Raw genomic sequence first — 20,067 nt, forward strand, 5'->3', positions numbered from 1 at the left:
TTTTAATATTAATAATTAAGGGGAGATGCTATAATGAATAAGTTAGAGTTTATTTACAATCGAGTAAGTGTAAGAAAATATAAAAATGAAGCTATACCAAAAGAAGATATAGTCGAAATTTTAAAAGCCGGAACTTATGCACCTTCAGGGAAAAACCTTCAAAACTGGCATTTTATAGTAGTTTCCGATGTTGGAAAAATAAAAAAAATTTCTGAATGTGTTATAAACAAAGGTAATAAATTAATTAAAGAAGTAAATGACGATAAATCAAAGTCATCATTTTTAAAAATGTTGCCATACTATACAGTATTTAAAAGTGCTCCTGTTTTAATATTAGTTTACGCAAGTGAATACCCAAATACAGAGTATAATATATTAAAATTAGCAAATAAATCTGATGAATATTTACAAAAAGCTTTATTTTCAAATCCGGGTATTCAAAATATAGGTGCAGCTATGGAAAATATTTTACTTGCATCTAGTGCTATGGGATATGGAACTTGTTGGATGACAGGACCTAATTTTGCAAGAGATGAAATTAAAGAATTAATAGGATTTGAAAAAGAAGGATTTGAATTAGCATGTATGACTCCTTTAGGAGTACCTACAGATGAAAAACATCCAAGAGCTAAAAGAAAATCACTAGAAGAAGTAGTAACATTTATTGATTAATAAAGACGTAATAAGGAGAGTTTGTAATGAGCAAAAGTTTAGAAATATCATATTCGTTTGGATATGTATTTGATAAGAGTAAATTAATAGTTATGTGCCCTGTTGGGGAGAACACTATGAGTGAAGAAGAATATGAAATGGAAGTAGAAGTTGCTTTTTTAGAAGATGGCATAGAGCAAGCATTTGAAGAAGCTGATATAAATGAGGCAAATGATATTATAAAACCTTTAGAAACATTTTTAATGAAGCCAAATAAAGTAATTCCATTTGTAACTTCTATAAAAGATGGTGAAACAAAACAAAACTTAGATAAATTACTAGAAGATTTTGATGAAGAGTATGAAATTAAGAAAAGCTATATAAAAAAAGGCTATGAAATTTGTGATATATATGATGTATTTCAAAATGTTATTAAATACATACCTAAAGAAAATATAGAAAACTTAAATATACTTAAAATAGAAGAAAATAAATTTAATTTTAACTTATTTTTAGAAGAAACTATAAAAAATTTAGAGGAAGAAGTTGATTCTAATTCTATAGTTTTAAAAATGAGAAAAAGTAATTTAACAGATAGACTTTTTGTAAAGGAAAGTACAGAAATAGACCTAAGTAATTTAAAAGAACAATCGATTTTAGATATATTAAAAACTGATAGTATGTATGTTTTATTTGGATTAGAATCCGATTCTCAATCAAGGGAGATAATGTGTGCTAATAAAGAAGTTATTACTGACATAAATGTGGATATGGGAGATTTAGATGTATCACAAACTAAAGATTTTGGATATATTATAGAAAAAAATGATAATGAAATTTGTTTTAAAATTGCTAACTTTAATTGGGAAGCAGCAAATAATCAACAAATTGCACAAGTTGTTGATTATAGTGGAAAGTTCAAGTTAATGATGATAGATTTTATAAATCAATTTGTAAAATAAGGGCTACTATGGTAGTCCTTATTTTATTGAAAAGGCTAGCTTGCACTAATATACTATATATGTTAAAATTCAAATGTTAATTTAATAATATAAGAAACAGGTGATAAAATGCTAAATGAGACAAAAGAATTATTAAAAAACTTTTATGAATTGGATGATGAAATTTTCAACTTATCTAATGAAGTTATGGATGATATAAAAGGAAGATTTGAAGAGATAAAGGAAATAAGAGAATACAATCAATATAAAGTTTTAAAGGCTATGCAAGAATCTAATTTAAGTGATAATCACTTTAACTGGACAACAGGGTATGGATATAATGATATTGGGCGTGAAAAAATAGAGGAAATATACTCTAAAGTATTTAATACTGAGGATGCTATAGTAAGACCGATAATAGTTAATGGAACTCATGCATTAACATTATGTGTACAAGGGATTGTAAGACCCGGGGATGAAATTTTATCAGTTACTGGAAAGCCATATGATACACTAGAAGGTGTTATAGGTATAAGAGAAGAAAAAGGATCATTAAAAGAGTTTGGAGTTACATACAATCAAGTAGACTTCTTAGAAAATGGAGAGGTAGACCTAGAGGGAATAAAAGAAAAAATTAATGATAAAACTAAATTAGTAATGATACAAAGATCTAAAGGATATTCTTGGAGAAAATCTTTAACAATATCAGATATAAAAGAAGTTATAGAGACTGTTAAAAGCATAAAACCAGAAGTTATAGTAATGGTTGATAATTGCTATGGAGAATTTATTGAGACTAAAGAACCAACTGATGTAGGTGCAGATATAATGGCAGGATCTCTTATAAAAAATCCAGGAGGAGGATTAGCTTTAACTGGAGGATATATAGTAGGTAAGAAAGAGTTGGTAGAACTTATATCATATAGACTTACATCTCCTGGAATAGGAAAAGAATGTGGACTTACATTTGGAACAAGTAGAACTGTTTTACAAGGATTTTTCTTAGCTCCATATGTGGTATCACAAGCATTAATGGGAGCAATTTTCTGTTCTAGGATGTTTGAAAAATTAGGATATGAAGTTTTACCAAAATATGATGATTTAAGAAGTGATATAATTCAATGTGTAAGATTAAATAATGCACAAGAAGTTATAGATTTTTGTCAAGGAGTACAAGCTGCAGCTCCAGTAGATTCATTTGTAAAACCAGAACCATGGGCTATGCCAGGTTATGATAGTGAAGTTATAATGGCAGCAGGTGCATTTATACAAGGATCATCTATAGAATTAAGTGCAGATGCTCCTATAAAACCACCATATAATGTATATTTCCAAGGTGGATTAACTTTTGATCACTCTAAAATGGGAACTTTAAAGGCATATCAATATATGAAAAAGAACAAATAAAAAAACCTCATTATGAGGTTTTTTTATTTGTTAAAATCTATTAGTTTTCCTTCAGATAAATCTTTATGTGAAATTTTTATGTTAAATTCTTTTGATAAAAATCTAACTGATGCTAGTTCTTTTGGAGTTATTATAGAAATTGCATCTCCTTGATTTGTACCTCTAGCTGTTCTACCTACTCTGTGTATATATTCATTGCTACTAACAGGGAAGTCTAGGTTAAAAACATGTGTAACATCCTTAATATCTATACCTCTAGCTGATAAATCTGATGAAACTAAAACATTAGATTTACCTGATTTAAATTTATCTAAGGCATTTTTTCTATCCTCTTTAGTCATTCTTCCATATATACAAACTGAGTTTCTATTATGGAAGTTTAACTTATTATTTATTACTTCTATGCTTTCTTCATCATTTACAAAAACTATAGCTTTTTTAGGATTTACAGCAGCTAAAGATTTTCTAAGTAATTTAAATTTATCTCTTTTATCACCTAATAAGTACATATGATTTATATTTTTGTTTACACTTACTTTATTTTCTGTTTTAACAATCTTAGGATCTTTCATTAAATCTTTTAAAATTTCTACACACTTATCATCTGCACTAGCTGAAAATGCTAACAATTGTTTATCTTTTAATGTACATTTAATTACGTCTTTTACAGATCTTAAGCTTTTTCCTCCTATTAAGCTATCTACTTCATCTAATACAATAGTTTTTACAGTATGAACTTTTAATTTTCTTTGTTGGATTAAATCTAAAATTCTTCCTGTAGTTCCAACTACTATATGAGGCTTTATGCTTTTTATATTTTTTATTTGTTTTTGAATATTAACCTCGCCTATTAAAGGAAGCGTTGTTACATTTATGCCTGAATTTTCAGATAGTAATTTAACTTGGTTTACTATTTGCATAGAAAGCTCATGTGTTGGAGCTAAAATTAAAACTTGAGTTTCACGCTTTGAAGTATCTATTTTTTGAAATAAAGGTAGTAAGTAAGCTAATGTTTTACCACTTCCTGTTTGGGCTTGAACTATTAAGTCTTTATGGTCTTTTATATCATCAAAGACTAGTGATTGTATTTTATTTAGACTTTTTATACCTTGCTTTTGTAAAGCTTTAGATAAGCTAAAATCTAAGTTAATATCATAAGATTTATTCATTTTTTACTCCTTTTTAAATATATAATTTCTGAATTAGATTTATAGTATAACATTAATTTCAGTTTAATTCAAAATGTATTAGATTATACAAATAAATTTGGACTAATATGTATTGTTATACTATAATATATTTTATGAAATTCAAAAAGGAGTACGAGTTTATGAGCAACAAATCTAATGAAATTTTGTTAAGGTTAATTCTATGGAAAGAAGTTTTATATATACCTACCTATACAATTTTATATAACTATTTTAAAAAACTATTTTGGATAGTTGTTATAATAGATAGGTTTATTAATTTGCTAATAATAGCAAATAACATAGACATAGATGAGTTGTTTGATAAGTTTTTAAAACCATATGAAGACAAAAAGTCAGAAAGCTTAGCCAAACTAGGGTTATTTACTATAATAACCACACCAATATTATACATATTAACATTTTTTAATAATAAGAAGTTATTTTTAATTTTAATAGCTTTAGAGGTTGCAGATTTTATAGTTTTTAAGTTTTTAAGTAAGGATATTAAAAAATAGAGTAAACAAAATAATTATACAAAAAATGTGCATAATATAAGGTAAAAGTCTTTAGAGGTGAGATTATGCAAAAACTAGTAAAAATATTTTTTATACTCATAGTCTGCTTTATTTTCTCTAATATAAATGTATATAGTATAAATTACTATGATTTGTATTTTGAGAAAGTCAAAGAAGAATTTGAAAAAGGTCCTTTGCTAAACTTAAATAATGGTTTAGACTATAAAATTAAGTATAATGTAAATTTATCTAAGGATGAACTTGATGTCATAGGCCATTCTTTAAAGTTAAATTTAAATGAATATAAACCAATAAATAAGAATCAACATATTAAGTTAGAGGATAGTGTTGAGTTTAGATATATATACAAAGTAATAGAAGGTAAAATTGTAAAAGATTATGGAAGTTGGCAAAAAGAAAAAAAGGTAATTTTAAAAATACCTATTGATGTAAAATATTAACATAATAATTAAAAGGGGTATCCAATTTGGATACCTCTTTTAATTTACATATTATATATAATTGTGAAATTAAAAAAATAATAAATATATATGATTTAATTTTGTCTTTGAAGGGTAAATAAATAATACTAGTATATATAGTGCTAGCATAAATAATATTTAATTAAATGGAGGCAATAAAATGAAAGCATTTGTAGATAAAGACGTATGTATTGGATGTGGAGCATGTACAGGTATATGTCCAGAAATTTTTGAAATGGAAGATGATGGTTTAGCAGTAGCTAAAGAAGGTGAGGTTCCAGCTGAATTAGAAGAAAGTGCTGTTGAAGCACAAGATGGATGTCCTGTAAGTGCTATAACTGTAGAATAAAGATAAATTATATAAAAAAGAACTCCTAGGAGTTCTTTTTTTAATTTAATTTAACAATAATTTTAGTAAGTTCAGATACCAAGTCACTCATTTTTAATAAATCTTCTTGAGATAGGGATGTTAACTGGGATAAAAGTAATTCTTTTAACTTTCTTTTATGTTCTAGTGTAAGATCATGGGCTTTTTGAGTTAAATCTATTCTAACGATTCTTCTATCATTAGGGTCTTCTGTTCTATATACAAGACCTTCTTTTAATAGTTTATCTATGACAGGAGTCATATTAGGTTTTGAAATTGCAAGCCTAGCAGCTATATCAGATATAGATGATGATCCGTTATTATAAAGGTAGAAAATAACCTTTACATGAGACGGAGGGAGCGGCGAGCATTTAACCATTTTATCTTGATTGAATACTTTGCTATTTAATTGCATTAGCAAAGTAAATAGCTCATCAGTTATTTTAGTTAAATCTACATTACTCATAAAAAAACTCCTTTAATGTATAATTATATTACTATTATAAACCAAAATAATATTTTGTACAATTTAAAAAAGTTATTGACTTATAATTATTATAAAAATATAATTATTATTAAAACATAACTAATTAATATCTAAAAGGGAGAACGAGCGAAATGATTAAGCTGATTAAACATTTAAGAAACTCAATAGGTTCTGTGTTGCTTATTGTTGTACTTTTAGCAATTCAAGCAACATGTGATCTATCTTTACCAGATTATACATCTGATATAGTAAATGTTGGTATACAACAAAGCGGAATTGAAAATGCAGTTCCAAAGGTCATAAGAGAAAGTCAAATGAACAATCTTACTTTGTTCATGAGCAAAAGCGATAAAGACGAAGTAATGAAATATTATACATTATTAAACAAAGGTGAATATAAAGATAGTAATGTAGATGAAAAACTTTATGAACTGAACACAAAAGATAAATCAGTAATAGATAACTTAGACCCTATAATGGCTAAATCTATGATGATTGCTTCTGGAATTGAACAAAACAAAACACAAATATTAAAAAAAATTACACCGCCAGGAGTACCAGTAAATAAAAATACAGATGTTATGTCTGTACTTAGAACAATGCCAACTGAAGCTTTAGATAATATGAAATCTTCAGTTGAAGAAAAAATAAGTAAGATGCCAGAAAGTATGGTAAGTCAAAGTGCAATAAGATATGTAAAAGCTGAATATAAAGCTATTGGTATGAACGTAGATAAACTACAAACTAATTATATATTTAAAGCTGGAGCTATAATGCTTGGAATAGCACTTATAAGTATGGTAGCAACAGTAGCAGTTGGATACTTAGGAGCTAGAGTAGCAGCAAAACTTGGTAGAAATTTAAGAAAACAAGTATTTGGAAAGGTTGTATCTTTCTCTAACAAAGAGATGGATGAATTTTCTACAGCATCACTAATAACTCGTAGTACTAATGATATACAACAAGTACAGATGCTTATGGTAATGTTACTTAGAATAGTATTTTATGCTCCAATACTTGCAATAGGTGGATTTATAAAGGTATTAAATACAAATACATCTATGGCATGGATAATTGGGGTAGCAGTTCTTGCAATACTTTCTGTAGTTTTAGTATTATTTGGATTAGTTATGCCTAAATTCAAATCTGTACAAAAACTTGTTGATAAAGTTAACTTAGTAACTCGTGAAATGTTAACAGGAATGTTAGTAATAAGAGCTTTTAGTACTGAAAAGCATGAAGAAAAAAGATTTGATAAAGCTAATACTGATTTAATGAAAACTAATTTATTTGTAAATAGAGCAATGTCAATGATGATGCCAACAATGATGCTTATAATGAACGTAATAACAGTTGTAATTGTTTGGAATGGTGCTCATAGTGTTGATTCGGGAAGCATGCAAGTTGGAGATATGATGGCATTTATCCAATATACTATGCAAATAATAATGGCATTTTTAATGATATCAATGGTTTCTATGATCCTACCTCGTGCAGTAGTTTCTATGGGACGTATAGATGAAGTTATATCTACTGACTTAGTAATAAAAGATAAAAAAGAAACTAAAAGTTTTGATGAAAATAAAAAAGGTATAGTTGAATTTAAAAATGTAAGTTTTAGATATCCTAACGCAGAAGAAGATGTTTTAAGTAATATAACATTTACGGCAAAACCAGGTCAAACTACAGCTTTTATTGGTAGTACAGGATCAGGAAAGTCAACTCTTATAAATTTAATACCTCGTTTTTATGATGTAACAGAAGGTGAAATATTAGTAGATGGAGTAAATGTAAAAGATGTTACTCAACATGAATTAAGAGAAAAGATAGGATATGTTCCACAAAAAGGTGTATTATTCTCAGGAACTATAAACTCTAACTTAAGATATGGTAAGAAGGATGTTAGTGAAGAAACTGTAAGAAAAGCAGCAGAGATCGCTCAAGCAAGTGAATTTATAGATGTTAAACCTAAGAAATTTGAAACAGAAATTTCACAAGGTGGTACTAATGTTTCTGGGGGTCAAAAGCAAAGATTATCAATAGCTAGAGCAATAGCTAAAAATCCAGAAATATATATATTTGATGATAGTTTTTCTGCACTTGACTTAAAAACAGATGCAGCACTTAGAAAATCACTTAATGAAGAAACAGGAGATTCTACAGTACTTATAGTAGCTCAGAGAATAAGTACAATAATAAATGCAGATCAGATAGTGGTTTTAGACCAAGGTAAGGTTGTAGGAATAGGAACTCATAAAGAACTTCTTAAAATTTGTGAAGTATATAATGAGATAGCACTATCACAGCTTTCAAAGGAGGAACTTGCAAATGGCTAATAATAAAAAAACTATGCCAAAAGGCCCAGGAATGGGTGGACCTAAAGGCATGCAAGGTGGAGAAAAAGCAAAAGATTTTAAAGGCACTATGAAAAATCTTTTCAACTATTTAAAACCATATAGATTATCTATATTAATAGTTATTATATTTGCAATAGGGAGTTCAGCTTTCTCTATTGTAGGACCTAAAGTATTAGGAAATGCTACTACAGAAATTTTTGAGGGAGTAGTAAGAAAAATTGGTGGAGAAGGTAATGGAGGAATAGATTTTAATTATATAGGTAAGATTCTTGGAATACTTTTAGGCCTTTATGTAATTAGTGCATTATTTTCCTATGTTCAGTCATTTATAATGTCTGGGATATCACAAAAGGTATCATATAAATTAAGAAAAGAGATCTCAGAAAAAATAAATCGTATGCCACTATCATATTTTGATAAGAAAACTCATGGAGAAGTTTTATCTAGGGTGACAAATGATATAGATACATTAAGTCAAAACTTAAATCAAACTATGACTCAAGTTATAACTGCTGTTACTACTGTAATAGGTGTACTTATAATGATGATATCTATAAGTTGGCAAATGACTATAGTTGCATTATTAATACTTCCTATTTCAGGAATATTAATATCTGTAGTTGTAAAAAAATCTCAAAGTCACTTTAAATCTCAACAAGAGTACTTAGGTCATGTAAATGGTCAAGTAGAAGAGACTTATGGAGGACATAATATAGTAAAGGCTTTTAATGGGGAAGAAGCTGCAATAAATGAATTTAATGAACTCAATGATAAATTATATGAATCAGCATGGAAATCTCAATTCTTATCAGGAATGATGATGCCTATGATGAGTTTTATAGGTAATATAGGATATGTTTTAGTATCTATATTAGGTGGATACTTTACAATTAAAAAGACTATAGAAGTAGGAGATATATTATCTTTCATACAATATGTAAGAAGTTTTAACCAACCAATAGCACAAACTGCTCAGGTTGCAAATATAATGCAATCTATGGCCGCTGCAGCTGAGAGAGCCTTTGAATTTTTAGATGAAGATGAAGAAGTTCAAACAAGTGAAAATCCAGCAAGCGTTGAAAATATAGAAGGAAATGTAAGTTTTGACCATGTAAACTTTGGATACAGTGAAGATAAAATAATCATAAATAACTTTACAACTAATATAAAAGCTGGTCAAAAAGTAGCTATAGTGGGACCAACGGGTGCAGGTAAAACTACAATAGTTAAATTATTAATGCGTTTTTATGATGTAAACAAAGGAGCTATATTAATAGATGGACATAATATAAAAGACTTCAATAGAAGTGACTTACGTAGTCTATTTGGAATGGTTCTTCAAGATACATGGTTATTTAATGGAAGTATAATGGAAAATATAAGATATTCAAAGCTTAATGCAAGTGATGAAGAAGTTATAGAGGCTGCTAAATCAGCACATGTAGATCACTTTGTAAAGACTCTTCCAGATGGATATAAAATGGAATTAAATGAAGAGGCTAATAATGTTTCACAAGGACAAAAACAACTTTTAACTATAGCTAGAGCTATTTTAGCTGACCCTAAAATACTTATATTGGATGAAGCTACAAGTTCTGTTGATACTCGTACAGAAGTACTTATACAAAAAGCTATGGAAAATCTTATGGAAGGTAGAACTAGCTTTATAATAGCTCACAGACTTTCAACTATAAAAGATGCTGATTTAATACTTGTTATGAAGGATGGAGATATAGTAGAACAAGGCAGTCATGAGGAGCTATTAGAAAAGGGAGGATTCTACTCATCTTTATACAATAGTCAGTTTGAAGAATGCGATGAAGTTTGTTAAATTTTAGTATAAAAATATTGTAAATTTAAGCCAATTATGGTACACTAAGACTAACATTAATAAATGTTAAATTTTAGTGTAACAAGGTTTTAGGAGGATTCAGAAATGATGAATGGAACAGTTAAATGGTTTAATAATGAAAAAGGATTTGGATTTATATCTGTAGAAGGTGGAGACGATGTATTCGTACATTTCTCAGCTATACAAAAAGATGGTTTCAAATCTTTAGAAGAAGGTCAAGTAGTTAACTTTGAAATAGTTGAAGGAGCAAGAGGACCTCAAGCTGCTAACGTAACTATAGCAGAATAATTGAGTTTATATATAAAACACAATTAGGGAATAAAACTAGAGATATTTCTCTAGTTTTTTTTGTTTTTTTAATTTATTTTTAAAAGTATTTTAAATTTTCATTTTTGTTACACTTATGTAACGATTTTGTCACATGATTGTGTTAAAATTTGCAATTAATAATAAAAAAAAGTAGAATAATAGATATAACAGATGAGAAGAGGAGAGTTAGTATGTGTGGACACGTATTTATATACAATAAAAAGGGCAATGTAGATAGACATTTATTAGAAGAGCTAACAGAAAAGATAAATCACAGGGGACCAGATGACACGGGATACTTTGTAAAAGATAACGTTGGATTTGGATTTAAAAGATTAAGTATAATAGACTTAGCTCATGGACACCAACCATTTAACAAAAAACAAGCTACTATAATTTTTAATGGTGAAATATATAACCATGAAGAATTAAGAGATGATCTTATAGAAAAAGGGCATACATTCTCAACGGATTCAGATACAGAGGTTTTATTAACTTCATATATAGAAAATGGAAAGGAGGCAGTTAAAGATTTAAGAGGTATGTTTGCATTTGTAATATATAATGAAGAAACAAATACTATATTTGGAGCAAGAGATCATTTTGGTATAAAACCTTTATACTATACTGAAAATGATGAATATATAGCATTTGGATCAGAATATAAATCTTTAATACCTTTAGTAAAAGAAAAAGATGTAGATAATAAAAGCCTACAAAATTACTTATCTTTCCAATATGTTCCAAATTATAAAACTATGATGAAAGATATAAAAAAGGTACCTAATGGAACTTGTTTTACTATAGAAAATAATGAAATAAAATTTGAAAAGTATTTCGAAGCAAACTTTACAAATGAAAAAACAGTTACAAAAGAAGATGTGTATAACATATTAAATGACTCAGTTAAGCATCATATGATATCTAATGTTGAAGTTGGAACATTCTTATCAGGAGGAATAGATTCAACTATAATAGCTAGTTTAGCATCTAAAATAAATCCAAAAATAAAATCTTTTTCTGTAGGATTTGAGGTTGATGGGTATAATGAGTTAAAAGTTGCAAAGAAAACAGCTGATGCTTTAAATATAGAAAATATACAAATAAGAGTAAACCAAGAAGATTATATAAAAGCTTTACCCCAAGTTATGTACAACCTAGATGATCCTTTAGCAGATCCATCTTGTGTTGGAATATACTTCTTATCAAAAGAAGCAAGAAAACATGTAACGGTTGTTTTATCAGGAGAAGGTGCTGATGAGTTTTTCGCAGGATATAACATATACAAAGAATATGACAGTGTAAAACCATTTTTAAACTTATCAGACAATATGAATCATGCTTTAAATAAAATATTTAAAAAATTACCTAATGTAAGAGGTAAAAATTACCTTCTACGAGCTACTACTCCGCTTGAAAAAAGATATATAGGAAATGCTAAAATATTTGAAAATAATGAAGTAAAAGAAATAGTTAATAATTTTGATAAAAATAATACTTACGATAAGTTATTAAAGCCATTATATGATGATTGTAAGAAGAAAAATTATGACTATGTAACAACTATGCAAGATATAGATATAAATACATGGTTAGAAGGAGACATTTTATTAAAAGGTGATAAAATGTCAATGGCATCATCAATAGAACTTAGAGTTCCGTTTTTAGATAAAGAAGTATTTGAAGTTGCTAAAAATTTAAGATTAGATCAAAAAATAAGTAATAAAAATACAAAAGTTTTACTTAGAGAAGCATTTAAAGATGCAGTGCCTCCTCATATGGTAGAAAAGAAAAAATTAGGATTCCCTACGCCAATAAGAGTATGGTTAAAATCTGATTTAGGAAAATATGTAAGAAATGTTATAAATACTTCAAAAACGGATGATATTATAAATAAAGAATATGCTATAAATTTATTAGATGAACATATAAGAGGATTTAAAGATAACTCAAGAAAAGTTTGGACAGTTTTTGCATTTTGTTTATGGCATCAAATATTTGTTGAAGGAATTAGCATAGATTCTTTATAAATGAAAGAAGGATATAAAAGTGAAAAGGATATTAATAGTTGAAGATGAAGAAAACATATCAGATATACTTTCATATTCTTTAAAAAAAGAAGGGTATGAAACGAAAATAGCAGGAACAGGAAAGGAAGCTCTTGAATGGACTTCGAGTTTCAGACCTAATTTAATAATATTAGATTTAATGCTACCTGATATGAATGGACTTGATATATGCAAAGAAGTAACTACTATGTATTCTATTCCTATAATAATGTTAACTGCCAAGTCAGACACTATAGATAAAGTTTTAGGATTAGAACTAGGAGCTGATGATTATATAACAAAACCATTTAATATAAGAGAAGTAATCGCAAGAGTAAAATCTATATTTAGAAGAATAAGTTTATTATCTGATAATATTAAAACAGATATAGAATTAGTAAGGCTAGATAATGGATTAGAGATAAATAAAAAAGAAATGAAAGTAAGAATAGATAATGAAATTATACATCTAACTAGTAAAGAATATGAACTCCTTTTATATTTTGTTGATAATATAAATACAGTATTAACCAGAGCTCAATTACTTGATAGTATATGGGGAATAGACTTTGAATGTGAGAGTAGAACGGTTGACACTCATATTCAAAGACTAAGAAAAAAATTAGGCGATTATAACTGTATACAAACTGTAATAGGCACTGGTTATAAATTATCTGGGAATAAAATTTAAGTATGAATAAGTCAATAACTAATAAAATAATGATGTTTTTCTTAGTTATAATTTTCTTTGTTATATTTTCTATCGTAATGTATAGTAATTCTTCTTTAAATAAAATAGTAGAATATTTAATTGGTAATGAAATAAAAGAAACAACAAAGAGTATAAATTTATATCTAGAACAGTACTTTAGATTTAATAAAATGGAATTTAACAAAATTGCATTTACAGCGGAAAGTAGCCATATTTCTAAAGATTTAACTTATAGATTAGGAAAAACCGTATATATATACAACAATAGAGGCAGATTAGTGTATCCTAAAGTAGATGCACATAAAATACCTAAGGTTACTAAAGATATGGAAAATGCCAGAAATGGAGAATTATCATATACTATAGAGTATAAGGACAATAAAGCATTGGTTTATGTATCCTATCCTATTTTAAGAGATGATAAGTTTATTGGTATGATAAGGTTTGTAAGTGATTACACTCCTTTATTTGAACAGACAACATCTTTTGTTGATAAAACTTTGATTTTCTCAATAATGATATTTGCTATAAGTATGATTATTGCATATATAATTTCTAAGCAAATTACATTACCTATAAAAAAATTAGCTAATAAAACAAAAGAAGTCACAAGAGGAAACTTTGATGTGAAAATAGATATTGAGTCTGAAGATGAATTAGGAATACTTGCTTCAGATTTTAGCAATATGCTAGAAACTATAAATACACAAATAAAGACTATAGAAACTGATAGGGATAACTTAAAAGAATTATCAGAAAAACAGAAAAAATTCTTTGATAATGTTACACATGAGCTTAAAACTCCAATGACAACTATAATTGGATATAGTGAGATTATAAAAGATAATGAGTTTAGTGATATAGAATTTTTTAATAAAGGAATAAATAGAATTATATCTGAAGCTAATAGATTAAATCGGATGATAGTTCAACTTTTAGAAATATCTAAAAATACTAATAAAAATTTCGACTACGAATTGAAAAAAATTGATCTATCAAAAATTATTATTAGTATGTGTGAAGATATGATACACAAAGCTAGAAAATATAATATGGATATTAAATTTGATGTAGAGAGTGATATAAAAATTATAGCTAATGAGGATAAAATAAAAGAGATTATAATAAACTTATTAGATAATTCAATTAAGTATGGCCAAGTGAACTCTGATATATATTTAGATGCTCATAGAGATGGAAAATATGTTAATATATCTGTTTTAGATACAGGTGAAGGTATAGAAGCTTCGGAAATAGACAATATACTATCGCCTTTTTATAGAGTATCAAAGAGTGAAACTAGAGAACTTGGAAGTACTGGGCTAGGTCTAGCAATTGTAAAGTCTATAGTTGATAGCTATAATGGAAAAATATATATAAAAAGTGAAGTTAACAAAGGAACTCAAGTTATTGTAAAGCTTCCTACAATAAGTTAAGGAGACATATATAATGCTAAAAAATATAAAGCAAGATATAAAGAATATAATACTTTTACTTTTTATTGTAGGAATACTATCACTCATTGTATATGTAACTGTGTATTCCCACAAAGAATATACTAAAAATGTTAATTTAAACATAGAAACATATAACTATAAAAATAGTGAATCTCAAGTTAAAGATGAAACAATAAAACTAGAATCTATGATATCTGTAAAAGATTATATTTTAGATATGAAATTTAATGGAGATAAATTAATGGCTATAAGTGATCATATATCTAATAATAAGTCTGAAATAAATATATATGATATAGATATTGAAAATAAAAAAATTAAAAATGTAGAAACTATAAAAAGTGAAAATGATATTATGTATAAAATGGGAAGTATATCACCCTCAAGAGATATTATAGTGTATGATACTATAAGTGAAAATAAATCAAATCAATTTAATAATGTCAAAAGTATAGTTTATAATATGGCAGATGAAAGTAAGGTTACATTAGATTTTTACTTTAATATATTAGGGTGGATACCTGATAGCAGTGGATTTTATGGTTATAAAAAAGGTGAATTATTTGAATATAGTATAGATGATAATCAAATAAATAATAAATACAAATATAATTTAAAAAGTTATGGATATATAGATAAAATTGCATTTTCACAAGATGGAACAAAACTATATAGTCTAAATATCTCTAAAAATGAAATTTGTATCTATGATTTGAAAAATGATACAACTAAGAAAATTAACTCTGTAAAAAATATATATGATTTTGAAGTTTTAAATGATAATAATATTTTAATCAAAGCATCTAATTCAAAACAAAATTATATATGTGTTTACAATATTCAAAACCATAAAAAAAAGGTTATAAAAGGGATACATCTAGATGATATGTATATTAGTAAAGATAAAACAAAGTTAGTTACAGTTTATTATACTGGAAATAGTGAGAGTACTATAGATGTTTATAATATAAGTGGATATGATTCAGATTTTGATTTTTATAAGCTTGGATCTATACCTATGATAAAAGGCATTCCATATATAGATATAAGTGATAATAATAAATTAGCTTATTTTGTAGACGGAGCTAGCTATACTGAAAGTAATATATATATATATGATATAACTAATAAAAAATGATAACTCGTTTGAGTTGTCATTTTTTTATATAAAAAAAGAGATTTTAGAACCTTATGTAGTTATATTACAATTATGTAATACATATTGCTATAAAAAAATATTAGGAGTAAAATAGTAGTAATTTAAATACTGAATTAATTTAAAGTTAAAAGATTACTTGCGTATATTGAGGAGATAGAAGTATGGAGCATATAGAGACGCTATTTACATTAGCTAGAGACAATTATTTATTAGTATTTATAATAGGAACCTGTGCAAGTTTTTTAGAAAGTTTTATACCAGCCCTTCCTCTTATGGGAATCGTTGTTGCAAACAGCATGGTGTTAGGTTGGGGATTTGGGCTTTTAGCATCGACAATAGGTTCTTGTGGAGCAACATATTTACTTTTTTTATTATCTAATAAATTTGGACATCTTAAAGTTTTTCAAAAGATAGAGAAAAATAATGATAAAGTTGATAAAGTTATAAAGTGGGTTAAATACCAAGGATTTGTGAGCTTATTTATAGCCTATTCTTGCCCGTTTATACCAGGGTGTTTAGTGACGATTGCTTGTGGTATATCAGAAAAGAAAGCAGATAGTTTCGTGCCAGCTATGATAAGTGGGAGAATAGTAATGTTTTTAGTTGCAAGCTATATTGGAAATGATTTATATGGCTTTTTACATAGCCCTATGAAGATAATTTTCGTGTCATTACTTATAGTAGTATCATTTTTAATAGGAAGAAAAATAAATAATAAAATAGAAGCTAAACATAATAATTAGAATAAATAAAAAAATCCTTTAATAATATATTATTAAAGGATTTTTTTATTTTATGAAAAGTATATTATTAAATTGAAAAATAGGGGGAATTATTATGATAAAAACAAATAAAGAAAAAGTAGTTAAATGGTCAGTACAAGGCAAAATTCATCATCCACTAGCATTAAGCTATAAAGTCACGCATGAAGGAAAACCTGTAGTACTACCATCAACAGGAGGTATATCTTATAATGTAAAGGTAGGAGATAGTGTATACGGTTTAGCTGGTGATCATGTTGAGCCAGGAGTATCCATAAGAAATGAAGAGAATAGAGAAAGCAATGCTCTTATGACATTTTCATGTATAGGTAATGAAGCAAAAGTAGTAAGTGGAGATGCAAAAGGTTCTAAAGGATATGTTACTGGTATGCATGGAGGTATAGAACATGTTCTTATACATTTTGAAGATGATGTTTTAGATAATTTGTCAATTGATGATAAGATTATGGTTAAAGCTTATGGGCAAGGGTTAAATATAGAAGGACATGAAGATGTTCATGTAATGAGTATAGATCCAGATTTATTTGAAAAATTAGGTGTTGAAGAAAAAAATGGAAAACTACATGTTCCAGTTGTAGCTAAGGTACCACCATATTTAATGGGTTCAGGAATAGGATCTACTAATGCTTATACAGGAGATTATGATATAATGACGGCTGATTTTGAAGAGATAAAAAGGCTAGGACTAGATAAATTAAAATTTGGGGATTTAGTTATGCTTGAAGATTGTGATAATACATATGGAAGAGGTTATTTAAAAGGAGCGGTTAGTATAGGTGTTATAGTTCATAGTGATTGTGTTACACTTGGACATGGACCTGGAGTAACAACTATAATGGTTAGTAAAACTCCTAAAATAGAAGGGATAATAGATGAAAATGCAAATATAGTTAATTTTATGAAAAAATAAAATTAAAATAGGTTTAACAAGTTAATAGGCGGGTATAAAGGAAGTATAAAATTTTATACTTCTTTTATTTTGTATAAAATTAAGAATTAAGATAAAAATAAACTATAGGTATAGGAGGATATAGATATGAAAGTTACATTTAATGGAACACCATTAACATTAGAAGGGAATCAAGTTAAAGTTGGAGATATAGCTCCAGACTTTACAGTAGTAGGAAATGATTTAAATCCGGTAAAATTTAGTGATATAGAAGGTAAAAAAATATTAGTGGCAGTACCTTCTATAGATACACCTGTATGTGATATGGAAGTTAGAAAATTTAACCAAGAAGCATCAAAATTAAATAATGTAAAGGTATATACTATTTCAATGGATTTACCATTTGCACAAGCAAGATGGTGTGGAAATTCAGGAATTGAAAATGTAGTTACAGTTTCAGATTATAAAGATAGAGCATTTTCAAAAGCATACGGGTTATATATAAAAGAATTAGGCTTAGTATCTAGAGCAGTTATAGTTGTAGATGAAAACAATAAAATTGTTTATACTGAATACTTAGATGAGATAACTAATGAACCTAATTATGAAAAAGCATTAGAATTTGTAAAATAATATGAAAAGATCTCAGTAAAAGTTTTACTGAGATCTTTTTATTTTTTTGCTAATAATCTAAAACAGTTATTACAACTTGGCAAAGAAGTTGTGAATATATTTTCATTTTTTGTTAAATCTAGATTTCCGACAAATGAGAAACCATTATTAGAAATTGAATTAATTAATTTTATAATATTAGTTGGAGGTACATCTGTTGTTAAAATTAAATAACCATTATTTTTTAATACTCTATAAAATTCTTTTATACAGATATTTAAATCAATATTAGATAGATTACTTATAGCACCTATACAAAATATTTTAGTGAAAAAATTATTAGGGTAAGGTAAGGAAATTAAATTAGCAACAGAAAAGTTGATTTTATCAATATACTTTTTTGCTTTATCAATATCATCTTTATCAAAAAATTTTGAAATTGAATGTAGTATATAAGATTTATCTACTATATTTGGAGATATATCAAAAGCATAAACTTCTGTAGCTACACTAGCAAGAAAAAATTTAAATGGATGTGGTAAACCACAAGCTGAATCTAAACAAATATCATCTGAATCTATAAAGTTCATTGCCCATTTATATTCATATTTTCTACTAACCCAATTATAAGGAATTTTCATAAAACATATATTAGTTACTTCATCATTTAATATAATAAAACGTGAAGTATATATATTTGACATAAATATCACCTATTTATAAAATGTTGATAATTATATTAATATGTAAAAAAAAGAAAATAGTTCTAATTTGAGAAAAATATATTAAATAAGTTAATAGAATTAGAAGGAAAAAAGCTATTTTTAGCAAAGTATATATAATGTTTATATTAGCAATTTTTTTAGGGGGGATAAATTTGAGTGAAAAATTTGATATAAATGGTTCTATAATAATATTCTCAGAAGAAAAGGTTAGGTATAATAGTATTAGAAAAGAGTTTTTAAAACAAGCTAAAAATTATAGTGAAGAGTTTATTAAGGAGTTTGGAAAAAATTATAAAACTAAAGATTTAAATGAAGCTGGAATAAAATTATATGAACGTTATATAGGAAACTGTATAAAAAAAGGTGTAGAGATAATTGTAAACTATGGAATAATTACTTTAGATGTAAATCTTTTTACTAAAAATTATTGTAATAAATATGTAAATTTACAAAATTTAAAAAATAAAATAAAAGATTATTCAATACAAACAAAGTGTAAAAAAATTAGTTTAGGACAAAAATCCGTAGAAGATAAAAGATTTATATATTCGTTGGGAAGTTTTATATATGAAGAGTGCTTTAAAATACATTATGCGGTAATAGATGCACTTTTAGATAATGGGGTAGATATTGTATCAAACTACATAGATTCAAACAGTGAAATGAAAGGAAATGCACTATTTAATAACTACACAGATGGGTTTATAGATAAAACTAATGAATGCTATGTAATAAATCAAATAATAAGTTTAAATCCGTATAGACAAGATATTTATGAATTTTTTATAAAAGAAGATGGAGATTTTAATAAAGAAATAGAGAGACTAACAGAATTTTTAGGATATGATATAAAGAGTTATAAAAAACTTTTAATGGATAAATACGTAGAATCTATAAATTTAAATCCTAGTTATGATATTGAATTTGAAAAAGAGAAAGTAGAGAAGTACGCAAAGTATATAGGATATGATAAAAAAGATATATATACTGCTAGAGTAGAAGCTTTATATATGTATAAAAATGCATAAAGAAAAGACCTATTATATTTTATAGGTCTTTTTTCTTTTATATTGTAAAAATAGGAACTATTTAGCCTTTAAAATCATATATTAATTTAATAATTTA

20 protein-coding genes are annotated in these 20,067 nt (G+C 26.7%); 17 read left to right on the plus strand and 3 right to left on the minus strand.

The window, feature by feature from the left end:
* The first annotated feature begins 33 nt into the window (after positions 1 to 33).
* From ATCC9714_RS06265 to ATCC9714_RS06275, 3 genes are all read left to right on the plus strand, one after another.
* Positions 34 to 672: a nitroreductase family protein gene (locus ATCC9714_RS06265; protein WP_057544755.1), complete on the plus strand. Its 639-nt coding sequence runs from the start codon at positions 34 to 36 to the stop codon at positions 670 to 672.
* Positions 673 to 698: 26 nt separating this feature from the next.
* Positions 699 to 1,613, plus strand: a complete 915-nt coding sequence (locus tag ATCC9714_RS06270) for a hypothetical protein (RefSeq protein ID WP_057544756.1) — start codon at positions 699 to 701, stop codon at positions 1,611 to 1,613.
* Positions 1,614 to 1,721: 108 nt separating this feature from the next.
* Complete coding sequence (locus ATCC9714_RS06275; RefSeq protein ID WP_021128310.1) at positions 1,722 to 2,999, plus strand: methionine gamma-lyase family protein; 1,278 nt, start codon at positions 1,722 to 1,724, stop codon at positions 2,997 to 2,999.
* Between the two features lie 23 nt (positions 3,000 to 3,022).
* Here ATCC9714_RS06275 and ATCC9714_RS06280 read toward each other — a convergent pair whose 3' ends face one another.
* Positions 3,023 to 4,168 carry a DEAD/DEAH box helicase gene (locus ATCC9714_RS06280; protein ID WP_057544757.1) on the minus strand — a complete coding sequence of 382 codons (1,146 nt, stop codon included), beginning with the start codon at positions 4,166 to 4,168 and terminating at the stop codon, positions 3,023 to 3,025.
* Between the two features lie 161 nt (positions 4,169 to 4,329).
* On the opposite strand from ATCC9714_RS06280, the gene ATCC9714_RS06285 reads away from it, so the two are divergent.
* From ATCC9714_RS06285 to ATCC9714_RS06295, 3 genes are all read left to right on the plus strand, one after another.
* The gene (locus tag ATCC9714_RS06285) at positions 4,330 to 4,704 is read left to right on the plus strand and encodes a hypothetical protein (protein WP_021128308.1); all 375 of its coding nucleotides are present in this window, start codon (positions 4,330 to 4,332) and stop codon (positions 4,702 to 4,704) included.
* 65 nt (positions 4,705 to 4,769) lie between these two features.
* Positions 4,770 to 5,165 (plus strand): hypothetical protein, encoded by a 396-nt coding sequence (locus tag ATCC9714_RS06290; protein ID WP_057544758.1) that lies wholly within the window; start codon positions 4,770 to 4,772, stop codon positions 5,163 to 5,165.
* 181 nt (positions 5,166 to 5,346) lie between these two features.
* Entirely contained in the window at positions 5,347 to 5,535 is a 189-nt protein-coding gene (locus ATCC9714_RS06295) for a ferredoxin (RefSeq protein WP_021128306.1), read from the plus strand.
* A 40-nt stretch (positions 5,536 to 5,575) separates the two neighbouring features.
* Here ATCC9714_RS06295 and ATCC9714_RS06300 read toward each other — a convergent pair whose 3' ends face one another.
* On the minus strand, positions 5,576 to 6,019 hold the full coding sequence (locus ATCC9714_RS06300) for a MarR family winged helix-turn-helix transcriptional regulator (protein ID WP_021124036.1): 444 nt from the start codon (positions 6,017 to 6,019) through the stop codon (positions 5,576 to 5,578).
* Between the two features lie 152 nt (positions 6,020 to 6,171).
* Between ATCC9714_RS06300 and ATCC9714_RS06305 the strand changes: the two genes are divergently transcribed.
* The 10 genes from ATCC9714_RS06305 (at position 6,172) to tpx (ending at position 18,238) form a co-directional block, all read left to right on the plus strand.
* Positions 6,172 to 8,376: an ABC transporter ATP-binding protein gene (locus tag ATCC9714_RS06305; RefSeq protein ID WP_057544759.1), complete on the plus strand. Its 2,205-nt coding sequence runs from the start codon at positions 6,172 to 6,174 to the stop codon at positions 8,374 to 8,376.
* On the plus strand, positions 8,369 to 10,228 hold the full coding sequence (locus ATCC9714_RS06310) for an ABC transporter ATP-binding protein (RefSeq protein ID WP_057538107.1): 1,860 nt from the start codon (positions 8,369 to 8,371) through the stop codon (positions 10,226 to 10,228). The genes ATCC9714_RS06305 and ATCC9714_RS06310 overlap by 8 nt, the downstream gene beginning before the upstream one ends.
* 105 nt (positions 10,229 to 10,333) lie before the next feature.
* Positions 10,334 to 10,537, plus strand: a complete 204-nt coding sequence (gene cspD / locus ATCC9714_RS06315) for a cold-shock protein CspD (RefSeq protein ID WP_021124043.1) — start codon at positions 10,334 to 10,336, stop codon at positions 10,535 to 10,537.
* A 212-nt stretch (positions 10,538 to 10,749) separates the two neighbouring features.
* Positions 10,750 to 12,588, plus strand: a complete 1,839-nt coding sequence (gene asnB, locus ATCC9714_RS06320; RefSeq protein WP_057544760.1) for an asparagine synthase (glutamine-hydrolyzing) — start codon at positions 10,750 to 10,752, stop codon at positions 12,586 to 12,588.
* 19 nt (positions 12,589 to 12,607) lie between these two features.
* Positions 12,608 to 13,297 carry a response regulator transcription factor gene (locus ATCC9714_RS06325; RefSeq protein ID WP_198682208.1) on the plus strand — a complete coding sequence of 230 codons (690 nt, stop codon included), beginning with the start codon at positions 12,608 to 12,610 and terminating at the stop codon, positions 13,295 to 13,297.
* A 2-nt stretch (positions 13,298 to 13,299) separates the two neighbouring features.
* Positions 13,300 to 14,754, plus strand: a complete 1,455-nt coding sequence (locus ATCC9714_RS06330) for a sensor histidine kinase (RefSeq protein ID WP_057544761.1) — start codon at positions 13,300 to 13,302, stop codon at positions 14,752 to 14,754.
* A gap of 13 nt (positions 14,755 to 14,767) precedes the next feature.
* Positions 14,768 to 15,913, plus strand: a complete 1,146-nt coding sequence (locus ATCC9714_RS06335; protein ID WP_054630949.1) for a hypothetical protein — start codon at positions 14,768 to 14,770, stop codon at positions 15,911 to 15,913.
* A 182-nt stretch (positions 15,914 to 16,095) separates the two neighbouring features.
* The gene (locus ATCC9714_RS06340; RefSeq protein ID WP_057574286.1) at positions 16,096 to 16,677 is read left to right on the plus strand and encodes a TVP38/TMEM64 family protein; all 582 of its coding nucleotides are present in this window, start codon (positions 16,096 to 16,098) and stop codon (positions 16,675 to 16,677) included.
* Between the two features lie 94 nt (positions 16,678 to 16,771).
* Positions 16,772 to 17,626 carry a DUF4438 domain-containing protein gene (locus ATCC9714_RS06345; RefSeq protein WP_057544762.1) on the plus strand — a complete coding sequence of 285 codons (855 nt, stop codon included), beginning with the start codon at positions 16,772 to 16,774 and terminating at the stop codon, positions 17,624 to 17,626.
* Between the two features lie 126 nt (positions 17,627 to 17,752).
* Positions 17,753 to 18,238 (plus strand): thiol peroxidase, encoded by a 486-nt coding sequence (gene tpx, locus ATCC9714_RS06350; protein ID WP_057544763.1) that lies wholly within the window; start codon positions 17,753 to 17,755, stop codon positions 18,236 to 18,238.
* Positions 18,239 to 18,276: 38 nt separating this feature from the next.
* Here the strand turns inward: tpx and ATCC9714_RS06355 are convergent, their stop codons facing one another.
* Entirely contained in the window at positions 18,277 to 18,921 is a 645-nt protein-coding gene (locus ATCC9714_RS06355) for a class I SAM-dependent methyltransferase (protein WP_021124058.1), read from the minus strand.
* 173 nt (positions 18,922 to 19,094) lie between these two features.
* Here ATCC9714_RS06355 and ATCC9714_RS06360 point away from each other — a divergent pair, with 173 nt between their 5' ends.
* The gene (locus ATCC9714_RS06360; protein ID WP_055339093.1) at positions 19,095 to 19,970 is read left to right on the plus strand and encodes a hypothetical protein; all 876 of its coding nucleotides are present in this window, start codon (positions 19,095 to 19,097) and stop codon (positions 19,968 to 19,970) included.
* The last annotated feature ends 97 nt before the right edge of the window (positions 19,971 to 20,067 follow it).

It is taken from the genome of Paraclostridium sordellii (assembly GCF_000953675.1).
Classification (GTDB): domain Bacteria; phylum Bacillota; class Clostridia; order Peptostreptococcales; family Peptostreptococcaceae; genus Paraclostridium; species Paraclostridium sordellii.